The 24,785-nt window shown below is 46.4% G+C and carries 21 protein-coding genes; 7 read left to right on the plus strand and 14 right to left on the minus strand.

The features are described from left to right. Positions 1–58: 58 nt before the first annotated feature. From B2P60_RS05815 to B2P60_RS05830, 4 genes are all read right to left on the minus strand, one after another. Complete coding sequence (locus B2P60_RS05815) at positions 59–1,165, minus strand: CaiB/BaiF CoA transferase family protein (RefSeq protein WP_286739963.1); 1,107 nt, start codon at positions 1,163–1,165, stop codon at positions 59–61. Beyond that, complete coding sequence (locus B2P60_RS05820; RefSeq protein WP_286739964.1) at positions 1,158–3,359, minus strand: 3-hydroxyacyl-CoA dehydrogenase NAD-binding domain-containing protein; 2,202 nt, start codon at positions 3,357–3,359, stop codon at positions 1,158–1,160. The genes B2P60_RS05815 and B2P60_RS05820 overlap by 8 nt, the downstream gene beginning before the upstream one ends. Positions 3,360–3,455: 96 nt before the next feature. Next, a complete protein-coding gene (locus B2P60_RS05825; protein ID WP_286739965.1) occupies positions 3,456–4,664 on the minus strand; it encodes an acetyl-CoA C-acetyltransferase in 1,209 nt (402 codons plus the stop codon). Positions 4,665–4,768: 104 nt separating this feature from the next. Next, a complete protein-coding gene (locus B2P60_RS05830) occupies positions 4,769–5,920 on the minus strand; it encodes an acyl-CoA dehydrogenase family protein (protein WP_286739967.1) in 1,152 nt (383 codons plus the stop codon). 287 nt (positions 5,921–6,207) lie between these two features. On the opposite strand from B2P60_RS05830, the gene B2P60_RS05835 reads away from it, so the two are divergent. Further along, positions 6,208–6,843 (plus strand): TetR/AcrR family transcriptional regulator, encoded by a 636-nt coding sequence (locus tag B2P60_RS05835; RefSeq protein WP_230708420.1) that lies wholly within the window; start codon positions 6,208–6,210, stop codon positions 6,841–6,843. Between the two features lie 324 nt (positions 6,844–7,167). Here B2P60_RS05835 and B2P60_RS05840 read toward each other — a convergent pair whose 3' ends face one another. Then, entirely contained in the window at positions 7,168–7,830 is a 663-nt protein-coding gene (locus tag B2P60_RS05840) for a hypothetical protein (protein ID WP_286739969.1), read from the minus strand. Positions 7,831–8,401: 571 nt separating this feature from the next. On the opposite strand from B2P60_RS05840, the gene B2P60_RS05845 reads away from it, so the two are divergent. After that, positions 8,402–9,601 (plus strand): sugar transporter, encoded by a 1,200-nt coding sequence (locus B2P60_RS05845; protein ID WP_193005480.1) that lies wholly within the window; start codon positions 8,402–8,404, stop codon positions 9,599–9,601. Positions 9,602–9,620: 19 nt separating this feature from the next. Here the strand turns inward: B2P60_RS05845 and arfB are convergent, their stop codons facing one another. The 6 genes from arfB to B2P60_RS05875 form a co-directional block, all read right to left on the minus strand. Next, a complete protein-coding gene (arfB, locus tag B2P60_RS05850) occupies positions 9,621–10,034 on the minus strand; it encodes an alternative ribosome rescue aminoacyl-tRNA hydrolase ArfB (protein WP_193005479.1) in 414 nt (137 codons plus the stop codon). Between the two features lie 46 nt (positions 10,035–10,080). Continuing rightward, positions 10,081–10,950 (minus strand): HpcH/HpaI aldolase/citrate lyase family protein, encoded by an 870-nt coding sequence (locus tag B2P60_RS05855; protein WP_286739970.1) that lies wholly within the window; start codon positions 10,948–10,950, stop codon positions 10,081–10,083. A gap of 226 nt (positions 10,951–11,176) precedes the next feature. Next, complete coding sequence (locus B2P60_RS05860; RefSeq protein WP_198334644.1) at positions 11,177–11,938, minus strand: SDR family oxidoreductase; 762 nt, start codon at positions 11,936–11,938, stop codon at positions 11,177–11,179. Positions 11,939–11,973: 35 nt separating this feature from the next. Next, positions 11,974–12,768 (minus strand): SDR family NAD(P)-dependent oxidoreductase, encoded by a 795-nt coding sequence (locus tag B2P60_RS05865; RefSeq protein ID WP_193005476.1) that lies wholly within the window; start codon positions 12,766–12,768, stop codon positions 11,974–11,976. 3 nt (positions 12,769–12,771) lie between these two features. Further along, entirely contained in the window at positions 12,772–13,779 is a 1,008-nt protein-coding gene (locus B2P60_RS05870; protein WP_193005475.1) for an NADP-dependent oxidoreductase, read from the minus strand. A 22-nt stretch (positions 13,780–13,801) separates the two neighbouring features. Beyond that, positions 13,802–15,607: an acyl-CoA dehydrogenase gene (locus B2P60_RS05875; RefSeq protein WP_286739972.1), complete on the minus strand. Its 1,806-nt coding sequence runs from the start codon at positions 15,605–15,607 to the stop codon at positions 13,802–13,804. Between the two features lie 182 nt (positions 15,608–15,789). On the opposite strand from B2P60_RS05875, the gene B2P60_RS05880 reads away from it, so the two are divergent. Beyond that, the gene (locus B2P60_RS05880) at positions 15,790–16,788 is read left to right on the plus strand and encodes a GlxA family transcriptional regulator (protein ID WP_193005473.1); all 999 of its coding nucleotides are present in this window, start codon (positions 15,790–15,792) and stop codon (positions 16,786–16,788) included. A 19-nt stretch (positions 16,789–16,807) separates the two neighbouring features. Here the strand turns inward: B2P60_RS05880 and B2P60_RS05885 are convergent, their stop codons facing one another. Then, positions 16,808–18,094 carry an LD-carboxypeptidase gene (locus B2P60_RS05885; protein ID WP_193005472.1) on the minus strand — a complete coding sequence of 429 codons (1,287 nt, stop codon included), beginning with the start codon at positions 18,092–18,094 and terminating at the stop codon, positions 16,808–16,810. A 243-nt stretch (positions 18,095–18,337) separates the two neighbouring features. Here B2P60_RS05885 and B2P60_RS05890 point away from each other — a divergent pair, with 243 nt between their 5' ends. Further along, on the plus strand, positions 18,338–18,805 hold the full coding sequence (locus B2P60_RS05890) for a YkvA family protein (RefSeq protein WP_193005471.1): 468 nt from the start codon (positions 18,338–18,340) through the stop codon (positions 18,803–18,805). 100 nt (positions 18,806–18,905) lie between these two features. Here the strand turns inward: B2P60_RS05890 and B2P60_RS05895 are convergent, their stop codons facing one another. Beyond that, the gene (locus tag B2P60_RS05895) at positions 18,906–19,211 is read right to left on the minus strand and encodes a hypothetical protein (RefSeq protein ID WP_193005470.1); all 306 of its coding nucleotides are present in this window, start codon (positions 19,209–19,211) and stop codon (positions 18,906–18,908) included. A gap of 67 nt (positions 19,212–19,278) precedes the next feature. Continuing rightward, complete coding sequence (locus B2P60_RS05900; protein WP_286739973.1) at positions 19,279–19,833, minus strand: hypothetical protein; 555 nt, start codon at positions 19,831–19,833, stop codon at positions 19,279–19,281. Between the two features lie 396 nt (positions 19,834–20,229). On the opposite strand from B2P60_RS05900, the gene dnaQ reads away from it, so the two are divergent. The 3 genes from dnaQ to nudC all read left to right on the plus strand — a co-directional run bounded on the left by dnaQ (position 20,230) and on the right by nudC (position 24,748). After that, entirely contained in the window at positions 20,230–21,831 is a 1,602-nt protein-coding gene (gene dnaQ, locus B2P60_RS05905) for a DNA polymerase III subunit epsilon (protein ID WP_286739974.1), read from the plus strand. A 146-nt stretch (positions 21,832–21,977) separates the two neighbouring features. Next, positions 21,978–23,660, plus strand: coding sequence for a hypothetical protein (locus tag B2P60_RS05910; protein ID WP_286739976.1), 1,683 nt, complete (start codon positions 21,978–21,980; stop codon positions 23,658–23,660). Positions 23,661–23,797: 137 nt separating this feature from the next. Further along, complete coding sequence (nudC, locus tag B2P60_RS05915) at positions 23,798–24,748, plus strand: NAD(+) diphosphatase (protein ID WP_286739978.1); 951 nt, start codon at positions 23,798–23,800, stop codon at positions 24,746–24,748. Positions 24,749–24,785 lie beyond the last annotated feature (37 nt).

A 24,785-nucleotide genomic window follows, 5' to 3' on the forward strand; every position in this document is an offset into this window, starting at 1 on the left:
GGGTTGAGTTAAAAAAAGGTATCCCGTGCTGCATGAGTGATAATGCTCGGCCATTTTTTTATACAATCTGCTGCCATCCGGATGTGGCGTCATACTCATCTTGATGGGCAAACAAGGGATGCGCTTTGGCTTCATGTAAGCTCAGTACAGGGGTCACGCAGACATCAACCGAGGCAAAGACTTGTTGCCAATAGGTAAGCGTTTGACTGGCAAATTTTTCTGCGATTGTTTTGGTTGCCGACTGGCTCTCAATCATGTGCGGCATAACGCCCCGTTGCCAGTGTACGTCTTTAAGCGCTGGCAACTCCAGCACATCGCACAGTCCTTGCCAGAATTTTAGCTCCAATGAGCCAACCGCCATATAACGATGGTCGGCAGTTTGGTATAAACGGTAGCAAGGCAGTGCCCCGCCCAAAAAGTCATGCTGCGGCATGGGACGCTTACCTGTGAAATTCTCAACCAGTGCGCCGGTTGCCTTTGGCATGACCATGTGTTGATATAAGCTATGGGTCATACTGATCGCAATATGACGACCTTTGCTGTTACGCTGGGCGGCGAATACAGCAGCAAGTATAGCAATCACTGCCGTATCACTACCGCCCGCTAAATCAGCAAACTGGACATTCGGCATGGCCTGCTCACCTTGGGCGGTCTTTAATTGATCAAGGACACCGCTCATGGCCATAAAGTTAATATCATGACCTGCTTTATTGGCCCAGTCATGATTGACGCGGCCCTCAGCTTCCATCGTGCTGTCTGTGACTCCATACCCTGTGATTGAGGTGATCACCAGCTTTGGGTTGATGGCGTGCAGCGTTTGGGCGTCTAGGCCCATACCTTCTAGGACACCAGGGCGGAAGCTATCTAACATGACATCTGCGTCTTTAAGATGAGCTTTAATGGCCTCAATACCTTTAGCATCACGAAAATCATGTTTTTCGGTGGTCTTGCCATGATTCAAGGCGGTAAACAAGTCACCAAAAGCTCTGGCTGGGTCACCATTTTTGGGTTCGATTTTGATGATATCTGCCCCCAAATCAGCCAGCAGGCGCGTGGCAAAAGGTCCGGGTAGGTTACGAGTCAAATCGACCACTCGTAACCCTTGCAGACAGTCAGTCATTTGTTCATGCATTTGTCCACGGTTTGGTAACTGTCTGTCAGTCATCTGAGAACACCTCGCCTTTGTCTGCCATTGCTAACAAAATCTGAGCAGGCTCGAAACGCTCCCCGTATGTCGCAGCAAGCTCACGGCTACGCGCAATAAACGCGTCTATTCCCATGGCATTGATAAACTGTAGCGTACCACCCTGATATGGCGCAAAGCCCCAACCAAAAATAGAACCAATATTGGCATCAGCGACAGAGCGTACGACGTTTTCTTCATAACACTTAGCGGATTCATTGACTTGGATAAACATCAACCGATCGACCAAATCCTGCTGCGGTGGTTGCTCGGTTTTTGGTGGGTATAGTTTCATCAATTCAGGCCATAAGTATTTATCGCCATTGTCTGAGTACTCATAAAAGCCTTTGCCGCTCTTTTTGCCTGCGCGGTTGTACTCTTTTACCAGTGTCTTGAGAATCTCATACGATGGGCGTACAGGAGTTGACTTTCCTTCTGCGGCCATATCCAATTGCTGCTGTTCACTAACGTGTAGCGCAAGACTCAATGACACCTCATCTTGTAACGCCAGTGGCGGCATCGGCATCCCTGCTTTCGTGCCAGCCACTTCGATACGGCGTGGATGAACGCCCTCACCTAACATGGCGATACCTTCTGAGACATACGTGCCAAACACACGCGAGGTATAAAACCCACGACTGTCATTCACCACGATAGGCGTTTTGCCAATTTGCAGCACATAATCAAAGGCTTTGGCTAAAGTCGCATCATCGGTTTGCTCGCCCATGATGATCTCAACCAAAGGCATCTTATCAACGGGTGAAAAGAAATGCAGACCAATAAACTGATTTGGGCGCGTGCTGGCTTTTGCCAGTCCAGTGATGGGAAGTGTGGAAGTATTAGAGGCAAAAACCGCTGTTTTAGCAATGACGGTTTCGCTTTGCTGCGTACACTTGGCTTTGATGTTTCGATTTTCAAATACCGCTTCAATGATAAGGTCACACTCTGCCAAATCGTCGTAGGAAACAGTTGGCTTGATACGCTCTAATAGCGCTTGTTTTTGCTCTAGAGTGGCGCGCTGACGACTGATAGCTTTATCAAGAATCTTAGCAGAGTACGCTTTGCCTTTTTCCGCCCCTGCTATCTCGGTGTCCAGTAGCACAACGTCAATGCCCGCCTTGGCAGTGACATAAGCAATGCCCGCCCCCATCATACCAGCGCCCAAAATACCGACTTTTTTGCTTTGTGTGCGCTCAAACCCTTGAGGACGCGACTGACCTTTTTTAATATTGTTAAGCTGAGTCCATAGCGTGTTGATCATGTTTTTAGATTCAACAGAGAGCACACAAGCCGCAAAGTAACGCGATTCAATCTCAAGACCGGTGTCGATATCCACGAGGCACCCTTCAAACACGCAAGACATGATGTGCGTAATCGCTGGATAATTGCCGTGCGATTTTTGATTGGCCATGGCTGGCGCCACTGAAAATACTGGCACTACCTGAGGATGCTTGCTATCGCCACCAGGGATTTTAAAGCCTTTTTTATCCCATGGCTGCTGGGCACTTGGATTGGCCTTAATCCATTCTTTGGCCTGCTTTAGCATATCTACTTTGTCAGTGGCAATGGCATCAATCAGACCCATGTCTTTAGCATTGGCTGGGCGCAGCTCTTTGCCTTGCGTCATCAGCTCAAGCGCCGCTTGAATACCGACTAGGCGCGGTAAACGCTGAGTACCGCCGCCGCCTGGCAGCAAGCCCAATTTGACTTCAGGCAGTCCCAGCTTCATGTTAGGTGCATCGATTGCAACACGATAATGACACGCTAGGGCAAGCTCTAAACCAGCGCCAAGTGCTGTCCCTGTCAACGCTGCAACGACAGGTTTTCCTGATGTCTCAAGTTTACGCAGACTACCTTTCAGATCTTCAGCCAACTCAAACGCTTGCTCAGCGGTTTTGATAGTAGCCAATTGGTCAATGTCGGCACCGACCACAAATGTCTCTTTACCTGACGTCAAGATTAAGCCTTTCACAGACTCATCGTTGATAAAGAGGTCTGTCATTGCCGCAAACGCCTCGGTAAAACCATCACCGATGACATTCATTTTACGCGTACTTTGATCAATGATGACAGTCACGATGCCATCGTCATCACGCTGGGCAGAAAAGCCTTTCAGCTTATTAATTAAATCCACACTGTCTTTAGCCCCATCTTTTACACTATTGTTTATAGTCATGTTTCGTCCTTTGAATAGTCCCTTAATTACAATGCTCTTCCCATCTGAACCAAATCAAGCTAATAAAAGCATATCAACCTGTTCGCGCTCAATGCTCTAGACACGCTCAATGATCGTCGCAATACCCATACCGCCGCCCACACATAGGGTAATCATCGCCGTTTTTAGGTCACGACGTTCTAACTCATCTAGGACAGTCGTCATGAGCATGGCACCTGTTGCCCCAAGCGGATGACCCATAGCGATCGCGCCGCCATTGACATTGACGATATCGAGCGAGAGTCCAAAATCATCAGCGGTACTCAAAGGCACAGCAGCGAACGCCTCATTGATCTCCCACAGGTCAATATCTGAGGCTTGCATACCCGCTTTTTTGAGAGCTTTTTGGCAAGCGGGCGTCGGGCCTGTCAGCATAATGGCAGGCTCTGAACCAATCACTGATGCCATCGTGATTTTAGCGCGTGGCTTAAGACCTGCTTTTTGACCAGCAGCGGCACTACCGACTAAACACAGAGCGGCCCCATCGACGATACCCGAAGAGTTGCCAGCATGATGCACGTGGTCAACGTTCTCAATGCTGGTATACCTGTCTAATATGACGCTATCAAAGCCCATTTTCCCGGGCACAATAAAAGAGGGCTTAAGTCCCGCTAACGTCTCAACATTGGTGTTAGGACGGATGGTTTCATCTTTGTCCAACAGTATCATGCCATTGATATCCGTCACAGGAACGACGGACTTATCGTAGTAGCCTTTCTCCCACGCATTAGCAGCACGGCGATGCGACTCGGTGGCAAAGGCATCAACGTCAGTACGGCTAAAGCCTTTGAGCGTCGCTATAGTATCTGCGCCAACCCCTTGCGGCACAAAATGCGTCGCTTCATTGACCCGGGGGTCCATATACCAAGCGCCACCATCAGAACCCATCGGTACGCGGCTCATGGACTCAACCCCACCTGCCACCACCATGCCCTCCATACCGGACATGACCTTGGCGGCAGCCAAATTGATAGACTCAAGGCCTGACGCACAAAACCGAGACAAGGTGACACCCGCGACACTTTGTGCCCAGCCAGCGTCGATAACCGCGATGCGTGCAATATCAGAACCCTGCTCACCAACTGGTGTCACACACCCAAGCACCACATCATCAACCAAACTGGTGTCCAAGTGGTGACGCTGCTGCATCTCCTTTAATAAGGTGCGCGTCAACCAAGTCGGTGATGCCTGATACAAAGAACCATCCTTTTTTCCTTTACCACGCGGGGTACGGATAGCCTCATAAATGTAAGCGGTCTCAGTCATAAAAAATCCCTTTTTTCTTTTATCAATCAACAATAACTAGCGCAATTTTATTTTCAACGAACCATAAAACGTACTAACTTTATCCAAAAAACGGCGGCAAACACTTACATAAAGCGTGACGCCAGCTCTTTCATAATCTCATTGGTGCCACCGTAGATCTTTTGTACTCGAGCATCGGCATACAAGCGAGCGATTGGATACTCTGTCATGTAGCCATAGCCCCCAAAGAGCTGGACGCACTCATCAATCACGTCACATTGTTTTTGCGTCACCCAGTACTTAACCAGTGAGGCATGAGGAACGGTTAATTTACCTTCTAACATGGCATCGATAGCGGCATCACACATACTGCTAGCAGCAAGATAATCGGCGTAGCATTCTGCCATCTTAAAGCGCGTATTTTGGAACGACCAAACTGGCTTGCCAAAGGCTTCTCGGCCTTTAACGTAATCTAGTGTCAAATTGATCGCAAGCTTCATTGCACCAATCCCTGATATGGCAATGATCAAACGCTCACGGGGCAGCTCTTGCATCATCTGAATGAAACCCATGCCTTCTACTGTACCCAAAAGGTTCTTTTGGGGCACACGTACATTACTGAAGAACAGCTCTGAGGTGTCTTGTGAAGTCATACCGATCTTATCGAGATTACGACCACGCTCAAAACCAGTCACTTTATCGGTTTCTACCATAATAAGTGAGACACCTTGAGCGCCTTTATCACGATCTGTCTTGCAAGCCAGCAAAATCAGATTGGCATGCTGACCATTGGTGATAAAGGTTTTTGAACCATTGATAATATAGTCCTCACCATCTTTTACGGCGTAAGTCTTGATATTTTGTAGGTCTGAGCCAGTCCCAGGTTCAGTCATAGCAATCGCGGCCACATACTCACCAGTCGCCATCTTAGGTAGCCATTCTTTTTTCTGCTCTTCTGTACCATGAGCCAAGATATAAGGGGCGACAATACCTGAATGCACCGTCCCACCAAAACCTGACTGATTGGCCTCTGCTTGTGCATAAAGAAGCGCCGCTTCATGGCCAAAATCTCCGCCGCCGCCGCCATACGCTTCTGGTATTGATGCGCACAAAAACCCCATCGCCCCTGCCTCTTCCCAAGCCGCGCGATCAATCATGCCGTTTTTGCGCCACTGCTCATCCTTTGACTCCCAACTTTTAAACATTTTTAGCGCACTGTCATAAACCATTTGGTGCTCTTCAGTCATCCAGTTTGGGGTAAATTTTTCTATACTCATGTTGTCTATCCTTGACGAGGGTGAATGGGTAGTGGGTAAGCCAAACTTATCTAAAGGGAAATCACTCTATGTATGGTAATATGTATTACCGTTAAAAACAGATAATAAACCCTTGTTGATTGCTCACACTGAGTACTTATACTAGGATAGTATCCGTACTCGCGCAACCACTTAAACAACAATGGTAATACCCATTACTCATTTTGTTTGTGTAGTAAGTTGGTTGGGCGACTTAGGGCTTGCGTAGAAAATGTCTAAAACACACCAGCACACAGGAAGCATAAGGTATGAAAACGACCAGTCAGGTAGATCACGTCACTGAGGCCCGGCACCTATCCCCTTTATCCGCTATGCGCCCTACCACGCTGGACAATATTGAAAAAGCCGTACGTAAGCTATTTGCAGGTTTTGATGCTAATGAGGTCACCATGGCGCAGATTGCGAAGACCGCTAATGTCTCATTGCAAACCCTTTACAAATACTTTGGCGACAAACAAACCCTGTTTTATACCATTATGGACAGAGTGTTGGGACGACTAGCGTCACGGATGATAGATCACCTACAAGGTATTGATAGCGTAGAGGAGCGGCTGCGTAAGACGTTATGGGTATGCTTTGACTTTGTCGACTCCCATCCCGACGCGGTGATGGTGTTATATTCGGTGTCAGAACTACACTTTCGTAATATCGCTATTTATGAGAACAAAGAGCTGATTGACGCGTTTTTGACGGTGTTAGAAGATGGCCAAACTCGTGGTGTGTTAAATGACACAGTGCCACTTTATACACTTTTTGACGTGTTTATGGGGTTTATTAACCGCCTTGGACTGATGCATATCATTCGTCAGACAGAGACACCCATTATTGCGGAGTTCGATGCGCTGTTTGTGATTTTATGGCGGGCAATCTCTAAACCTGAATGACCAATCAAGGCATAGATATAGAATATATCGCTTAAAACGTTGGCTTTGACAATAAAAAAAGCCTCACTATAAAGTGAAGCTATATATTGCTTAAAATGTTTGTATAGTGAGTTCAGTATAAAAGCGACACAGTGGGACTGAATGAATTTTTTGCAGCCTCTGTCTGCGCAGGCACAGCACGCCAGAAAAATTTATTCCAGTTCCACGTCAGAATATGATGTATCTGTTTTATTTAGAATTGACTATATATATCCCATCTTTTTATGGCTTATCTACCAAAATCTCTTCACTCAAGTTAACAGGCCTTTTATATAATCACAGAACTTACACACCACTAGACTTTGGTAAGCCGTACGTCACTCTATCCACCACTGTATTATTTTGTTCAGTAGTCAGTCGATAGCCTTTGATTATCCCGTCATACGGCAAATGCCCTTCATACTGCTGATAGTGCTCACAAATACCTTCTTGCACTATCGACTCCCGCTCTGCCTCATCCAGTGTGGCAAAACCACGAGGTAGATGGACCTGAGCGAAACGTGATGCGGCGGCGCGAGACATCCAGTTTGCCCCGCTAGTAAAGTGAAAATCCACATCCGCTCGTAAGTTATATTGGGGCAAAGGATTGGGGGCATGGGCTAATTTGTACTTAATCTGCTCGATGTCTTCTGCAAACGGGGCATAAGGTATTTCTAGCACCACAAACAGCTTCGCTAAAAAATCATCGGCTGTAAAGTATTTGTCTATATAACTGCCATCCAGCCCAAGATGCTTATTCGACAGTACGTGCCGCAGGCGATCACAGGCGGGTATGGTATGCTTCAGAGGATAACCCATGGCTTTGACAATGTCTTGCGAACACAGCTTAAGTGCCTCTATTTGATTGACTGCATATTGCGCCAGAGGATGACACGGACGGTAACGACGGGTGTACTTGGTATGATTGACTTTGGATTGGTTGGCCGTGTGGCTCTTGGTATTGAACACCTTAGACTCCTGTAACTCCGACAAAAAAGTATGAAATAAGCCCAAACAGGCAAATAAAATCAGGCACAAATGAGGATGTCGGAGTACAGGCTCATGCGCTTTACCAGAGTTATTTTATATCGTGCTGGAAGTTGCAAGGTTTGTCCGTCGCCATTGGATTGCCATAATGGCTAGCGGTACAAAACTGTTAAACCCACGATAGGTGATTCACTGATGATAGCATACCAGATGATAGAAAATAAATACTGTTACTCATGTTGTTACTGGTAACCAATACTATTATTAATCTTAACCTTTTAAAGCGTGTTAACAATACCAGACCCTATCAAGCGTCTGGTTATAAAACAGCATTCTTTATGACCAATAGGTGGACAGGGGTTATCCATGAAACCCCAACACTCCTTTTATATCGTGTTACTTCTTGCTTGAAAACCGATGCTCATTAGCAAAAAACTACTTTAACTTATCCCTTTGAATTGGTATCTTTCCCTCCTTTCTTGACCCCCTTATATGTCTTATCCCACTTTTCAGCTAATTTTGCTGTATTAGCCTCTTCTTTGTACTGGATTTTATGAAACACAACCTTGAGGTGAGCTCAGACGCTCGCCGAACTCAGTATTTTCAAGTTTTTTTGATGGGTGTGAGCGCATTCATTATGAACACGACCGAATTTGTCCCTGTGGCCTTATTAAGTGACATTGCTCAAGATTTTTCTATCACCACGGCAGAGACAGGTTGGATGCTGACGCTTTATGCTTGGATTGTCGCTGCGATGTCATTGCCGCTGATGCTGCTGACCAGTCGCTTTGAGCGCAAGCGTTTGCTCTTAGGTCTTTTTGCCGTCTTTATTGCAAGCCATGTCCTGTCAGTGTTTGCATGGAGTTTTGATGTGCTGCTTATCAGTCGCGTTGGGATTGCACTGTCCCATGCGATATTTTGGTCAATCACGGCGGCGATTGCCATACGCGTGGCACCTAAAGGTAAAAAAGCGTTGGCGCTTAGTGTGCTGGCGACGGGTACGTCGCTTGCGATGGTGCTAGGTGTACCTTTAGGACGATTGATTGGTCAATGGTTTGGCTGGCGCGCGACCTTTGGTGGTATTGGCATCATTGCCCTCATTGTCTTTATCCTACAAGCGAAGCTCTTGCCAACCCTGCCTAGTATGTTTGAAGGCTCTTTTCGAAAGATCCCAGAATTGCTCAAAAATCCATTGTTGGTCTGTTTGTATTTACTGATTTTGCTCGTCTTTACCGCACACTACACTGCTTACTCTTATATCGAGCCTTTCATGCGGCAGGTTGGCTCAATCAGTGAGAACCTAGCGACTTTTGTATTGCTACTTTTTGGTGCCGCAGGTATTTTGGGTAGTGTGATATTTAGCCGCTGGGGTGACAGTTTTAACACTAGGCTGATGCTGATATCGACGATACTGATGCTGGTTTCTATGCTTGCCCTGCTCTTTGCCGTAACCTCGATATGGGCACTTAGCTTGATTGCCTTACTTTGGGGGGCCGCGCTCATGCTACTGATTATTTCTATGCAAGCCAAAGTCATCATGGTGGATGTGAGTGCACAAGACATGCTGATGTCGATGTTCTCAGGTATTATTAATTTAGGAATTGGGACAGGCGCGTTGTTCGGCGGGTATGCAGTGACGCATATCTCTTTATCCAGTGTGGGCTACGTTGGGGCTGCTATCGCGAGTGCCGCGCTGCTACTGATGTTATTTATGATAAAGCGCTTCCCTGAGCTGGGCAGCAGACTCGGCTAAGCAGTAAGGAGCGCTGGTTTTAATAGTCCACTTTACCGCGTAAGGCTTTGGTCTTGCCGCGCTGGGTTTTTTGATCGACACGTTTACGCTTGGCGTTTCTACTCGGTTTGGTAGGCTTGCGGGTCTTATTGACATACGTGGCTTTTATGATGAAGCTGCGCAGACGTTCAAACGCATCGATTTTGTTTCTTTCTTGCGTGCGAAACTGCTGGGCTTTAATGATGAGCACACCTTCTTTGGTGATTCGGCTGTCTTTACTATCCAGCAGGCGCTGCTTATGAATATCACTCAAACTTGAGGCGTGGATATCAAACCGCAGATGAATCGCAGAGGAGACTTTATTGACATTTTGCCCGCCTGCTCCCTGCGCGCGTATGGCACTGATCTCCACTTCATTGTCATTGAGGCTAATATTATTGCTGATAAAAATCATAGGGTATTTTGATAGAGTCTTAGTATGTGTGGTTTATGATAAAGCATTATTTCACCGCTTGCCACTTTGCCAATAACTGACGGCAGCGCTCAATCACGGGCGCATCGACCATCTCGCCCTCTATTTTAAACACCGCCTGCCCGCTTTGTTCATACTCTGCGACCACACGCTGCGCAAACTCAAGCTCACTAGCTGTCGGTTGTAGGGCTTGTTGGACAGTGGCTACTTGCTTGGGATGAATACACAGCATCCCTAACATACCCATTTGCAACCACAACTGTACGCGAGCGCGCAATCCTGCCCCGTCGTTGAAGTCAGGGTAAATGGTGTCGATGGGCGGCGCTAACTGATGTATTTTCGACGTTAAAATTAATTGATAGCGGATTTGATTGGCAATGATATCCGCTGAGGGCGTGCCTGCTTGCACGCGCAGATCATTGCACAAGTCTAAAAACCCATAACTGAACGCGATCAATCCAGTTGTTTTTGCCATGCTATCTATGTGATATAAACCAGCGGCACTTTCTATTAGTGCGATGACAGGTAGACCAGTACGCTGATGCACGTATTCAATATCTGCTGCTTTTTCCGCTTTGGCCAGTAGCACACCCGCTATTTTAGGCATTTGCTGGCATAGCGCTATGTCTTTGGGAAATGCTTGACTGCCTGCTTGATTAATCCGTAGCCAAATCGGCTGATGATTTTGCGTGTCATTTTGATCGTCATAGTATTTTTTCAACGCCTCTCGAGCTTGTGCTTTATCCTCTTGGGCAACGGCATCCTCCAAATCAACAATCACTGCATCTGCATCACTGGCAAACGCTTTTGCCACTCGATCGATCCGAGTCGCTGGGACAAATAACCACGTTTTGTTTTTAGAGATGGCGGCTGCTATATTGTCGTTCACTGCATCCATGGTTGACCCCCTTGTTTTATTTCCGTCTCTGCCATTTTGGTTGTTTGCGTTTATTATGCCATTACCGAGCTGGTTTTCGTATAGGGAGGGTCGTAAACGCGATGCGATAGTAGAGGTCTAAAGAAGTTTTGTGTCCAATTCAGGCGTTAAACCAAAAAACCGCACAGAGATGACTCTTATGCGGTTTTTTTAAACACGGTCTCTGTGCTTCTATCAGCAATAGAAGCTAGGCGAGCATGCCGCCATCTACCACCACGGTCGCGCCTGTGGTATAGCTCGATGCGTCAGACACCAGATATAATACTGTGCCAGCCATCTCATCGGGATCAGCCACGCGCCCTAAAGGGATGGCATGCAGCGCCATTTTTAAGACTTTATCATTGGTGGTCAAGGCAGAGGCAAACTTTGTATCGGTCAAGCCTGGCAATAACGCATTCACACGAATATTTAACGGGCCACACTCTTTTGCAAAGGCTTTGGTCATACTAATGACAGCCGCCTTAGTGATTGAGTAAATACCTTGCTTGTCACCTGCGACCAAACCATTCACGGATGCGGTATTTAAAATGACGCCGCCGCCCTGCTCGCGCATCATCTTGCCCGCAGCGGTCGACATAAAGAAGTAGCCGCGAATGTTAACTTCAACGGTCTTATCAAAAGCCGCTAAATCGGTGTCTAAGATATGCCCGTAATAAGGGTTGGCGGCGGCGTTATTGACCAAAATATCAATCTGACCAAATTCACTTTTGATATGCTCAAAAATCGCATCAATCTGCTCCATATCTCCCACATGACAAGCAAAAGCACTGGCTTTATGGCCATCAGCAATAATGCTATCAGCCACCGCTTGGCAAGCGTCGATTTTGCGGCTAGAGACAATCACGTGAGCCCCTCTTGAGGCAAGCAGACGTGCAATAGACTCGCCAATACCGCGGCTGGCACCCGTCACCAAGGCAATCTTACCGGTTAAATCAAATAAATCTTTCATCGTTATTCCTTATATTTTAATAAATATTTTAGACACTAAGCCAGCATACCGCCATCGAGGGTAAAGGCATGACCATTCATAAAGCTGCTCTCATCACTGGCCAGCCATGCAATCGCACCAGACACCTCATCAACTTCTCCCAAACGGCGCAGTGGGCTGGCCTTAATGGTGGCTTGCTGCGCGCGCTCGTCCATATTTGCCATGGTATTACGCACCATTGGTGTATCAATAAAACTTGGACACACCGCATTAAAGCGAATATTGACACGGGCGTATTCATGGGCCGCAGACTTGGTAAGCCCCATGACGCCATGTTTAGCGGCACTATAAATAGACAACATGGGCGCAGATCGCAAGCCTGCAATAGACGCCACATTAATCACATGACCACCGCCATTTGGTGCCATACAAGTAACCGCAGCACGCATACAGTGCCAGACGCCTTTTAGGTTCACTGCGATATTACGGTCAAAATCTTCCTCAGTTAGCTCATGCATGGGGGCAGGTTTATGGTCGATACCAGCGTTGTTTACCACGACATCGAGACCACCAAGCGCTTGCACAGCAAAAGCAAATAACGCTCGTACTTCATCGCCACTGGTGACATCTACCTTTTTAAAGGTAATGCTATTGCCAGCATCTTGACCTTGCTTGGCGATGGCAGCGCCTAGTTCTTCTGCCCTGTCACCAATCACGACTTTTGCGCCGCGACTGGCCAGTAGTAACGCACTGGCGGCACCGATACCAGACGCGCCACCCGTAATCAAAATGCGCTTACCAGCAACATTACTTCCTACACTAGATGCTACTCCATTTATATTTTGTGTCATGATTTATCCCTCTACCTTAAGTACCAGCTTGCCAAAATTTTTCCCTTTAAAAAGCATCATTAAGGTATCAGGGAAGGTCTCGATACCTTCAACGATATGATCTTTTACTTTGATATCACCTGACTGAATCCAGCCCGCAATCTCTTTCATCGCGATTGGGTATTCCTTGATATTATCAAACACCACAATACCTTCCATACGCGCGCGATTGACCAATAATGACAAGTAATTTGATGGGCCTTTGACCGCTGTGGTATTGTTATATTGGCTAATCGCACCGCAAATAACGATGCGCGCGCGCAGATTAATCTGGGTGAGTACGTCATTTAAAATATCGCCACCAACATTGTCAAAATACACATCAACGCCATCTGGGCAGGTTTGCTTTAGTGCTTTTTTTACGTCTTCGTTTTTATAATCGATGGTCGCATCAAATCCAAGCTCATCAATCAAGAACTGACATTTTTCGCTACCGCCTGCGATACCGACGACTCGGCAGCCCTTAATTTTGGCAATTTGACCGACCAAACTACCAACCGCACCTGCCGCGCCAGATACGACAACGGTCTCGCCTGCTTTTGGCTCCCCTGTTTTTAATAAACCAAAATAGCCAGTCATGCCCGGCATACCCAATACGCCCAAGTAATAAGACAAGGGTGCGAGATTTGGATCGACTTTGTGCAGGCCCGTACCATCACTGACGGCATACGATTGCACACCATTGTGACCAGCCACATAATCACCAACGGCAAACTTCTCATGCTTGCTTGCAATAACTTCACCCACCGTACCAGCACGCATGACATCACCAATCTGTACAGGCTCGATGTAAGACTTTGCATCATTGAGCCACCCACGCATCGCTGGATCCATAGAGATATATTCAATTTTTATCAGCAACTGTCCGTCTTTGATGGTTGGCAGCTCTGTCTCGGTATACGCCCAAGTATCAGCGCTCGGTTCGCCAACGGGTCTTGCTTTTAGTCGCCACTGTTTATTGATTTTTGTCATTACTCTTTCCTTAGAGATGTTTTTAGAACCAGTCGGCTTGCATGTCCGTGCAAACAGAATTGTTGTGGGTTAAGATTGCGATATCGCGATTGATTAATGGTAATTCCCAATCGATAAAATATTTTGCCGCCTGTATTTTGCCCTGATAGAAATTTTGTTTTTCAAGGTCGGTTGTCTTACTTAACAGTTGCTCAGCTTTACTCGCTTGGCGAATCCAAATCCAGCTCAGCACAATTGAGGCAAAAACATTCATGAGTGCTTGGGCGTTGCCAGTAAGCGTTACCGCCTCTTCAGTCTGTAAAACTTTGCTTAAATGCACCAGTACTTCATGCAGATGACCCATATAAGGCGTTAATTTACCTGCAAGCGCTGCGCTCTCAGGCGTGGTGATGCTGGTTAGATCTTGCGTGATTTCACGTTTTAGAATCTGAATACCAAGCCCACCTTTTTGCCATAACTTGCGAAATGACAAATCTAAGGCTTGCACCCCATTTGTGCCTTCGTGGATGGGGTTGAGACGGTTATCACGCCAAAACTGCTCGGCATGATATTCGCGCGTATAACCGGCACCGCCCAATACTTGAATCCCCAAGTCATTGGCTTTAGGGCCATACTCAGACGGCCATGCTTTTAATACTGGTGTGAGTAAGTCTAATAGTTCTGACAGCTCATTTTTTAGCGTTGCGTCTTCGCAAGTATTGATACGGTCTATCAGGTTTGAGCCGTATAGGCATAAGGAAATACCACCCTCAGAGTAGGCTTTTTGCGCGAGTAACATACGCTTTACATCGCCATGCTGGATGATTGCCGTGGCGGCATCTTCAGGTTTGTTGTTCGGTGCGATTCGACCTTGCGTTCGGTCTTTGGCGTAATCTAGCGAGTACTGATAACCCCGATAGCCAATCATAGAGGCACCAAAACCAACCGCGATACGTGCCTCATTCATCATTTTGAACATATAACGCAGACCAAAGTGCGCTTCGCCAATCAGATAACCATGACAGTCGCCTTCATCACCAAAGCTCAATGCCGTCGAGGTAGCCCCTCGATAACCAAGCTTATGAATGAGTCCAGTCAAATGCACGTCATTGCGCTCGCCAACTGACAAGTCATCGTTTAAGCGATATTTTGGCACGGCAAACAAAGAAATCCCTTTGACGCCACCAGGACCGCCTGGAATTTTGGCCAGTACCAAATGGACAATATTGTCAGACAGTTCATGATCGCCTGCTGAGATATAAATCTTACTGCCTTTTATTCGGTATGAGCCATCGTCTTGTTTTACCGCGGTGGTTTTGATATCAGCAAGCGATGACCCCGCATGTGGCTCTGTCAGTGCCATCGTTCCAGTAAACTCGCCCGTCAGCATACGCGGCATAAAGGCCGCTTTGATATCGTCATTGGCAAAGTGTGAGATCACGTTGATTGCCGCTGTGGTCAAAAATGGATACGCAGTCGTTGAGGGGTTGGCCGCCATAAAATAGCCTGCCACTGCTGTCATCACTGTTTCAGGCAGCTGCATCCCACCATCTTCGAAGCTATAACGACCCGCGATAAAGCCCGACTCACGAAACGCATCAAAGGCGACTTTCACATCATCTATCATGCTGACTTTTTTACCATCAAACTGCGGCTCGTTTTTATCGGCAACATGGTTGTGCGGCAAAAACAAATCGGTTGCTATTTTGTTAGCGGTGTCTAATACCGCATCGAATGTCTCGCGGCTATGCTCTGAGAATTTGGGATGTTCGGTCAGCGTTTCAGTGTCCAAAACATCGTATAATTGGAACGGTACTTCAAAATCATTGATAAGCGTCTCTGCGGCCATAATGTTCTCGTTAGTATTGTCGTTAACAAAAAAATTGGTTATCAATAGATACTAAGCTAATTTCGCGCCTTGCCGTATTGTCATTTATGACATAATTATGGTCAAATAAGACATACCATCAGAAGTTTTTAGCTAAAAAACTGTCTATTTGGGTAATAGCTATCAAAGGAAAGCCGACACAGATGCCTAACTACCAACCTTTTAAAGTCATTATTTTGGGATTCGATGGGGTGCTCGGTAGTGTGCTTGCTGGCGCATTGGACTTGTTTTCATTCACTGGTGTCAGCTGGCAGCGATTTTTGGATGAGGCAGTTGAGCCTAGATTTAATGTGCAAATAGCGAGCCTAGGCGGTGTGGATATCAGATGCAGCAATCGCTTACTCATGCAAGCGCATTGCGACATTCAAGACGTCACGGCATGCGATTTATTATTAATACCCACCATTGGTGATTCAATCGATAAAGTATTAAGACAAAACAGTGAGCTGCTACCGCACCTACAGCGACTGGCTAAGACCAAGGCTGATATTGCCAGCAATTGTAGCGGAGCGTTCTTTTTGGCAAAGGCAGGACTGCTAGACGATAAGATAGCCACGACTCATTGGGGTTATGCGAGTAAATTTAAAGCAGATTTTCCACTCGTTGATTTACAGGAGAATCAGTTCGTCACCCAATCGGGTAACATATTCTGTGCCGCGGGTGGTAGTGCTTTTTATGATTTGGGATTATTATTGATAGAGCGCTACTGCGGACGTGAGATTTCTACGCAAGTGGCAAGAACTCAGATTATCGACAGTAAAAGAGGCAATCAAAACAGTTATACAAACGTGACGTTGCACAAGCCGCATTCAGATCCGCTCGTCAAGCAAGTACAAGAGTTTATCGAAGCAAACTTCCATCGGCCTATTCAAGTCAGTCGTTTGGCTAATATGGTCAATATCACCCCGCGTACCTTGAACAGACGCTTTCAGTCTTGTGTCGCCATGCGGCCGATTGAGTACATTCAAGCCGTCAGAATTGAGCAGGCAAAACGCTTATTAGAATCGGGCGATGTGACGATTAAATCGCTGGCCGATCACGTTGGTTATGATGATATCTCATCCTTTACGCGTCTGTTTAAGCGTGCCACGGAACTAACGCCTAAAGAGTATCAGGATAAGTTTTCGCGGCTGCCCATTTAGCAATGATAGCATTGAACGCTTAAACCGCTTGCCATAAGCCTTCGACGTGCATGGCATCTGCCTTGATGGTTGGGTAATTAGTAAAAGCCAGCTGATAGCCATTGCTTGTGTTTGGACTAATTTGGCAAATTGCCCCAAGTGGGAAGCTGTGTTTTTGTCCAATATGGCCAAAACGCATGCCACTATAAATCGGTAAGCCTGTGAGCTTATGCAATTGACGAACCACGGTGGCAACGTCATAACGTTTGTCGTAACTGTCCTCCCCTGCCCCAGATAGCGCACCAAACACGATCGCTTGCTGACCCTTAAACACGCCTGCCAAATACAAATCATAAAGCATACGCTCAATACGATACGCCTGCTCGCCCACATCTTCTAAAAATACAATACCACCTTCGAGCCGCGGTAGATACTCACTACCTGCGAGCGCCGATACCACGCTCAGGTTGCCACCCCAAATGGTGCCCCTCAAGACTTTTGGCTCACCCGTTGTCAGCATACTGGGTAACTGCTGGCTGGTTAAAGACGCATCTTGTACCGTGATGGTTAAATTGGGATTGCTCAGGGCCGCAGCAAACTGTCGACACGTCACTTGGTCGGGTTTTATTTTGCCAAACTCGCTATAAAGCATCGGTGCCGCGAGTGAGCTCATCGCCCCTTTTGCCAGTAGCGCACACTGGATAGCCGTCACATCACTAAAGCCTGCCAGTATCGTACCGCGCTCCGCCATAATGCGCCCAAGCGTTGACCAATCCACCATGGGTAGTAAACGCATCGCACCATATCCACCGCGTACGCCTAGCAGCAGCTTAGGCGCCGCTATCGCACCAGTCGCGATATTTTGTAGGTCGCCGGCTCGCTGTACATCAGTGCCTGCAAAGCGCAAATACTGCCGAGTGGTAATCGCGGGGTTATTCACCTTAAAACCGGCACAAGCCAGCCGATCCAACGCCAGCTGATTGCGCTCCTCACTACCGCCAACATTGGAGCTGGCAAAAATTCGTGTCTCAATCGTTGGTGTGATACAGCTTGTTTGTGAAAATGACGTCTGCGATGGTAAACGCTCATCCAATAACGCCGTGGGCAAATCGTCCTTAGTAATCTGCAAACGACCATTATGCTCACTAGGACTGGCTGCAAAAACTTGAGAGATCCCTTGGGCTGCTAAGGCTGCAGTACCGGCACCAATGCCTATTCGACGCAAAAACTGCCGGCGATTTAATCCAGTACTTATTTCGGTCGCTGTCTTTGGCTGCGTGTGTGTTGCACGACTTGATGGCTGTATAGACGGTATTTTTGAACCCATGCTTTGCTACTACCTGTATGCTTTTATATTGATTATTCATCCGCTTTAATGCCGTGTTTATGGCGCGAGTACGTGCAGGATACGCATGTTATCACGCTCGTCTATGGTAGCGTATTTACCCACACGCCAAGTTGCCCAACCTTTACCCATCTTTACTTTTTCGCTACCGAGACACACAACATAGGGCGATTAGATTTGTTACTGTAAATACAAATTCATCGCAAATAAGTAAGGATAATAATTATGTTTAATAAAAACACTGATAAACACGACGCACTTGTCTCCAATTTGAAACACCTGATAGGCCAAGAAGACAAGCTCAAAGAAAAACTAGAAGATAATAGCTATCTTGAACCTTTTAGCGATGATTTGATGCTATTCATGAGTCTGATCAAAGACTACTACAAAGGCGACTATCGTAAGATTCCTTTTAAAACCATCTCAGCTGGCGTGATTGGTGCGATTTATACACTAAATCCTATTGACCTTATTCCAGACTCCATTCCATTCATCGGTTATGTCGATGACGCACTGGTACTCAGATTTTTCCTAAAGCAAGCTAAAAAAGATCTACATAAATACAAAGCATGGAAACAAGAACAATCGACTTCTAAGAAAGAAGAGCAATCGGACGGTCAGAAAGAAGAACAATCAAACACTAAGAGTCAATCAAACACTAAGAATAGTACCGATATTCAAAAAAAATCATAACCGCCCAACGCTTAAAGCCATAGACAATTACGTGACTAAAAAAGCCATGATCATTGGTTTGATCATGGCTTTTTCTTGTTTATTAAATCTATCAGATCTCTTAATTAGGGACATCATAACGAGATTTTTCGGGATTAAGCCCGAACGAATAGACAAAGGTCGCCACGATACTATTAATAATAATAAAGGGTAAATCAATGGCAACGTGCCCGAGTAAATAACGACCTATTAACCAAGAGACAATCAGCATAATAATAAAGAAACCACCCAAATACGCCAAGATAGCAGGATGTTTGAGGTTGTAAGGTTGCTCGGTTTCAGGCTTTTTATCCAATATATACGTCCTTACCGCCCAACCAGCCGCATAAGAAAACCCACCCAAAACCACATAACTAAAAAAATTCATATTGCCTGACTCTAATGACTGAACTGTTGATAACAAATGACGCTGTACTCACGCCGGTAGTACTTACCTAAATACGCTCATCCACATCCTCAATAACAATATCGGCATGCGGGTTGGCTAAAATATCCGTATTGACGTCATCACACTCCACGCGATAGATGGTATTGGCACCGCGATAAATATAGGACAAATACTCACTGTCTAAGAGTGGGTCGATATTGGCGTAAACGGGTTTGACATGAGCCAGTACCAGTACTCGATCAGGCCGACCGATGACGGCGTCGACATGCTCTGGGTCAATAGAGAAAAATTGCGGCACCGCACTATTCTCGATCGCCTCTAATGGCTCAGGATTGTCCCAAACACGTTTGGCACTTGCAGGCTCCTTCATTTGCATCACCCACAAGCCCTCCTGTTGACTGACTTTTATTTGGGCAGACTCATCTTGACTTACTGTATAACACCCTTCAAAAACAGATAAGTCTGACGCCGCCTCAACCACTTCTGCTTCAGGTTGCGTGTGACTCTCACTACAAGCAGTCAAAAACAGCGCGCTGCTTATCGCCATACTGACCATTAAGCGGGTCTGTCTTTTAGAAAAAACGTTTGAGCGTAAGGACATAATAGGGTTATCCTGCATGCATGCATTAAAACTTTTGTGAAGGAAATTATCATTAAACAGTGGTGACAAAAACATGACGACTAGCGTGACCGTTAGAGTGGTGTCAGTAAAGTAAATGGCTACTGACTCGTTCAGCCAGACGATAGACCCACCTTGTTCGCAACCTAACCTATTTTAACAGAAAACCAGACAGTTACTATTATCATGTAAGATGTGATGAGTGGTTTTGCGATTTTTCGCCCTGAGACTGCCGATATTCACGATAGCACTGTCCATATTAACGATAGATTTGTTATACTCAGGCCCAGCATATTAAGGGATAACTATCTTGAAAATAACGCTAAAGAATCTCTTTGCGCCACCCTCATTTATCATTTATTAGGTCAATAATTTGTTATGTCAGATAATCGCACCTCAGCGCAGCAGTTTAGCAAAAATAACGCGATGAATCCGTTGGCCGCCAAAGCAAATACGACGGTTGCTTATACAGATGGAGCCTGTAAAGGCAATCCTGGTGCGGGCGGCTGGGGCGCCCATCTCATATTTAGTGACGGCAGTACGCAAGATTTATATGGCGGTGAAAAAGAGACGACCAACAACCGTATGGAGCTGATGGGTGCGATAAAAGCACTGACGCATAGCCCACTTGCACAAAGACTTGAGATTTGGACCGACTCCAGTTATGTCAAAAAAGGCATTACCGAATGGATTGACGGGTGGAAAAAAAGAGGCTGGAAAACTGCCAGTAAAAAACCCGTGGCCAACCAAGACCTTTGGCAACAGTTAGATGAGCTTTGTCAACAGCGTGATGTTGATTGGCATTGGGTAAAAGGACACGCTGGACACGCAGGCAATGAAAAAGCAGATGAATTGGCAAACCTAGGCGTGACCTCTAACAGTGAGGAGGCCTCAACTGCAGTATTGTCAGATGTGTCTAAAAAAAAAGCACAAATAACGATTGATAAAGCCCCCACAGCTTCTAGCGACTCTAACGATGACTGGTTAAATTTTGACCCCTTAGGCTTTGATGTGGTGGACGATGTGCATGATGAAGAACCGTTAGAAAATCAGCACGATCATGTGCTGAGTCCAGCCACTACTATAAAAATCAATCGCTCTCAAAATGATGCGATAAAACCCATGTCAATGAGTACCACAGATATGCCAGAGACCCACGCACCAATGCCTGATACCACCCTAGATAGCCACACGCCAGACATGGCGACTGGTGCCACAAAGTTCGATGGTGATACTAGCCGTGCTAACCCACACTTTACCCCACTACTACCAAAGCCCATACACCGCCATGAGGCTGACCGCCAACTCATTATGGATACTGAGACCACGGGGCTTGATGCGCTAAAAGGCGATCGTATCATTGAAGTTGGTATTGTCGAGATGGTGGGACGCAAATTCACTGGCGAGAAACTACACGTTTATATCAATCCGCAGCGCGGTATGGATGATGAGGTTATTCGCATTCATGGCATCTCTGAGGCTTTTTTGGCGGATAAGCCAACCTTCGATCAAGTCGCGCAATCGCTGTATGATTTTATGGACGGCGCAGAAATCATCGCCCATAATGCCTCATTTGATATGAACTTCTTAAATATGGAGTTTGCCAAAGTCGGTATGCACGACTTCTCTGAGCGCGTACAAGTGACTGACTCGCTGGTGATGGCAAAGCAGCAGTACCCTGGACAAAAGAACACGCTAGATGCCTTAGTACGTCGCCTAGACGTTGGTAAACAAGATCGTACCTTCCACGGCGCCTTACTTGACTCAGAGATCTTGGCTGAAGTTTATTTAGCGATGACGGGTGGACAAGTCACGCTTGCTATTGAAGAAGACACACAGACCGACGGCGGACCAACAGCGCATGCAAGCTTTGCCAATCTAGCGTCTCTATTACTAGAATCAACTACAGATGAGAGTGCCAACCAAAACTGGTATAACGCCCTTGCAGAAGAGTATCCTGAGCTTAAAGCCAACATATAACCGTCATTTAAATAATTTACGACGTTGGTGTTTATACTATCGCCTTGATTATTGTTATATTAAGCGTTAAAACATCACTAATAAACGCTTTTTATGCCTCATTTAAACCATCGCTATTCGCATCAGTACCTTATGGAAAAACAACTATGGACCAGTCTGCGCAAATGAAGTTCACCGTCCCAACGCTTAGTGTTACTGATTTTAATCTACCCTCACTACATTTGTTGCATGATGAGATCATCGTCACCCTGAAAGACACCGAGATTCACTTAAGTGAGTTTACTGATGATAGTAGTCAGGCACCTTTATTGCTAGATTCTATTACGGTATTAAAGCAGCTGTCTTATATCTTTGAGCTGATCTCTTTGGTCGGTGCAAAAGTGTTAAATACCGCTATTGTCAAAGGACTACAACGCCTTTATGATAGTGGCGATAATAACGATGTCAACTTAATCATGGACTTATCAGAAGCCATCATGACGCTGGATCGTTATGTCGAGTTTGTGCTGTTGACAGAGTCGATAGAACCAACCCTGTTATTACCAGTTATTAATAAGCTCAATGCTCACGGGCAAGAGACTCCTATCACAGCAGACAGTTTTTCTGCTTTTGGCAGCAGCAGCGTGGTTATTGCCAACCCTGAACAAAACTTCCAACCACTTAAAGCGCTCAACCTTGATAGTGAGTTGTTGACCGATGCTTACCGTAGTGGCCTTGGCGTCGCTCTGCGTCATCAGCATGGTGACATCAGCCCAGATGATCAACAAAAACTTGATGCTATGAGTGCAGCCTGTGCGTTGATAGCATCAAACACCAGCAGCCTGTTCTGGCAAGCGGCCAATGCGGCCGTCACAGATATCGCGGCTATGTTGCCGCTGAATCTGAGCCAAAAACATACTCTCATCTATTTAGAGCAGCAGTTCCAAAGCTACTTACCCATCATGGATAGGCGTTTTGCTGATTTGGTCAGCTTTGCCTGCCAGCGTGACCATGAAGAAGCACAGCGACTGCGTGAGCAATATGCCAATAATCATCTAGAAGGCCCTCAGCTCGAGCAAATGAAGCGTTTTTTGTTTGGTCCTAATCGTGCGCTTACCGATACGTTAAATACCATCATTCAAACCCAAATCAACACAATCAAGGAGCATGTAGACAGTTACGCGCGTGGTGATTCAATCAATCCAATCGACATGCAGACGACACAAATTATTGAAGAACTCACGGCATTGAGCTCGGCACTACACTTACTTGGTCTAACAAATGCCGCGAACAGCCTGAGCACCGCAGCAGACGCTGTCAGACATTGGCGAGCGCCCTCTTCTGATGAGTTTGACCACTTGCTACTGGCATTGATGCATGCAGAGAACGCGACCATCGCTATGGCCGAAATGCATACACCAGGGGCGATTTATTTGCCTTTAAACAATCCGCATATCTCATTGCATCAGCTCAATACTGCAAGCGACACCTTAATACAAGAAAGTCGTACCGCTATTGCTAGTGCCGAACAAGCCGTCAATGATTATTTGGCTGAGCCAGAGCGAGACATGCTCAATATCCAGAATATTCCTGAGATGATGCGCCAAGTTGCAGGGGCGGTACGCTTCTTACAACTGCCAACCGCTGCTAGTATGCTTAGCCAATTGGCCAACTATATTGAGCAACGTATCGAAGGCGGACGACGTATCGAAGATGACACGCTAGCCTACATCGCCGATGTCATGATGGCCGTCGACTATCATTTAGATGGTTTTGAGCACAATCGTCCTGTTAGCAAGCAGGCGCTTGATGTCGGTCAGCAGAGCTTAAGTCAGCTACTTGCTGCCTAATCACAGCGCCATTCAGTGGCTATGACCATGGTGTTATGGTCGATTTTTTGCAGCCATAAATATTAATTTATCTTACTGTAAGCAAGTCTGTTTTTTATACGATACAGACTTGCCTTCAACGTTTTGGAACTTTGGGTATGGCCAGTGCTTTTGTGTTTAGTGATGACACCGTTTTATGCCAACAAACGCCAGACGGCTGGTGGCCACTGCAGGTTCAATTACCACAGACCCGTCCAAATCCAGATGATAGCGGACACCCGCAAGCTTATCAGGTGGGTCATGTCACCCTCCTCGAAAGCCTAGCGCCAAATCACTGGCTCTCTGATGGCTTGCCAGATGATTCAATAGACATTAAGCGTAAAATCAGTGATATCAATACCTTCACAGCACAAGCTGCTAGTGCCATTACGTATGATTATGCAGTCGCTCATAACGTGGCGCTCCCTCTTGTCGCTGAAAGCAGCAGTAATGTGTTTCTTCCTTATCGCCAGCTGATCACTCAGCTTCCTGTGGCTTTAATCACTCAGATTAGCCAAGCCATACAGTTATTGCGTTGGCAGACAGACACACGGTTTTGTAGTCGCTGTGCGGCCGCCGTCGTTCATGCAGACCGAGGTGAGCGTGCCATGGTTTGTCCAGTGTGTCGATTACGCCAATACCCTCGTGTCCAGCCTTGTGTCATCACTGCCATTACTCGTCCCAATCCACAGACGGGAGAAATGCAAGTGTTGCTGGCACACCATCATCGCTATGGGGAGCACACACTGCCACGACTATACGGTCTCATTGCAGGTTTCGTAGAAGTGGGTGAAAGCCTAGAGCACGCAGTAGTACGTGAAGTAGCAGAAGAGGTAAATATTAGCGTCACAGACATTCGCTATGTGAGCAGTCAGCCATGGCCATTTCCGTCTAATTTGATGCTTGGCTTCCGAGCCTCTTATGCAGGCGGTGACATTGTCATCCAAGAAGATGAGCTGTCACACGCTGATTTTTTTGACGTCTCAAACCTACCCAAAATACCGTCAAAAGGTAGCATTGCTTATGAGCTGATTGCACAGATTGCTCACGAACAATGCACAACACTTTAACAAATGATACTTTAATCAACAGCAGCGCTTTAACGTT

Source organism: Psychrobacter sp. UBA3068 (genome assembly GCF_002366815.1).
In the GTDB taxonomy this organism is placed as follows: domain Bacteria; phylum Pseudomonadota; class Gammaproteobacteria; order Pseudomonadales; family Moraxellaceae; genus Psychrobacter; species Psychrobacter namhaensis.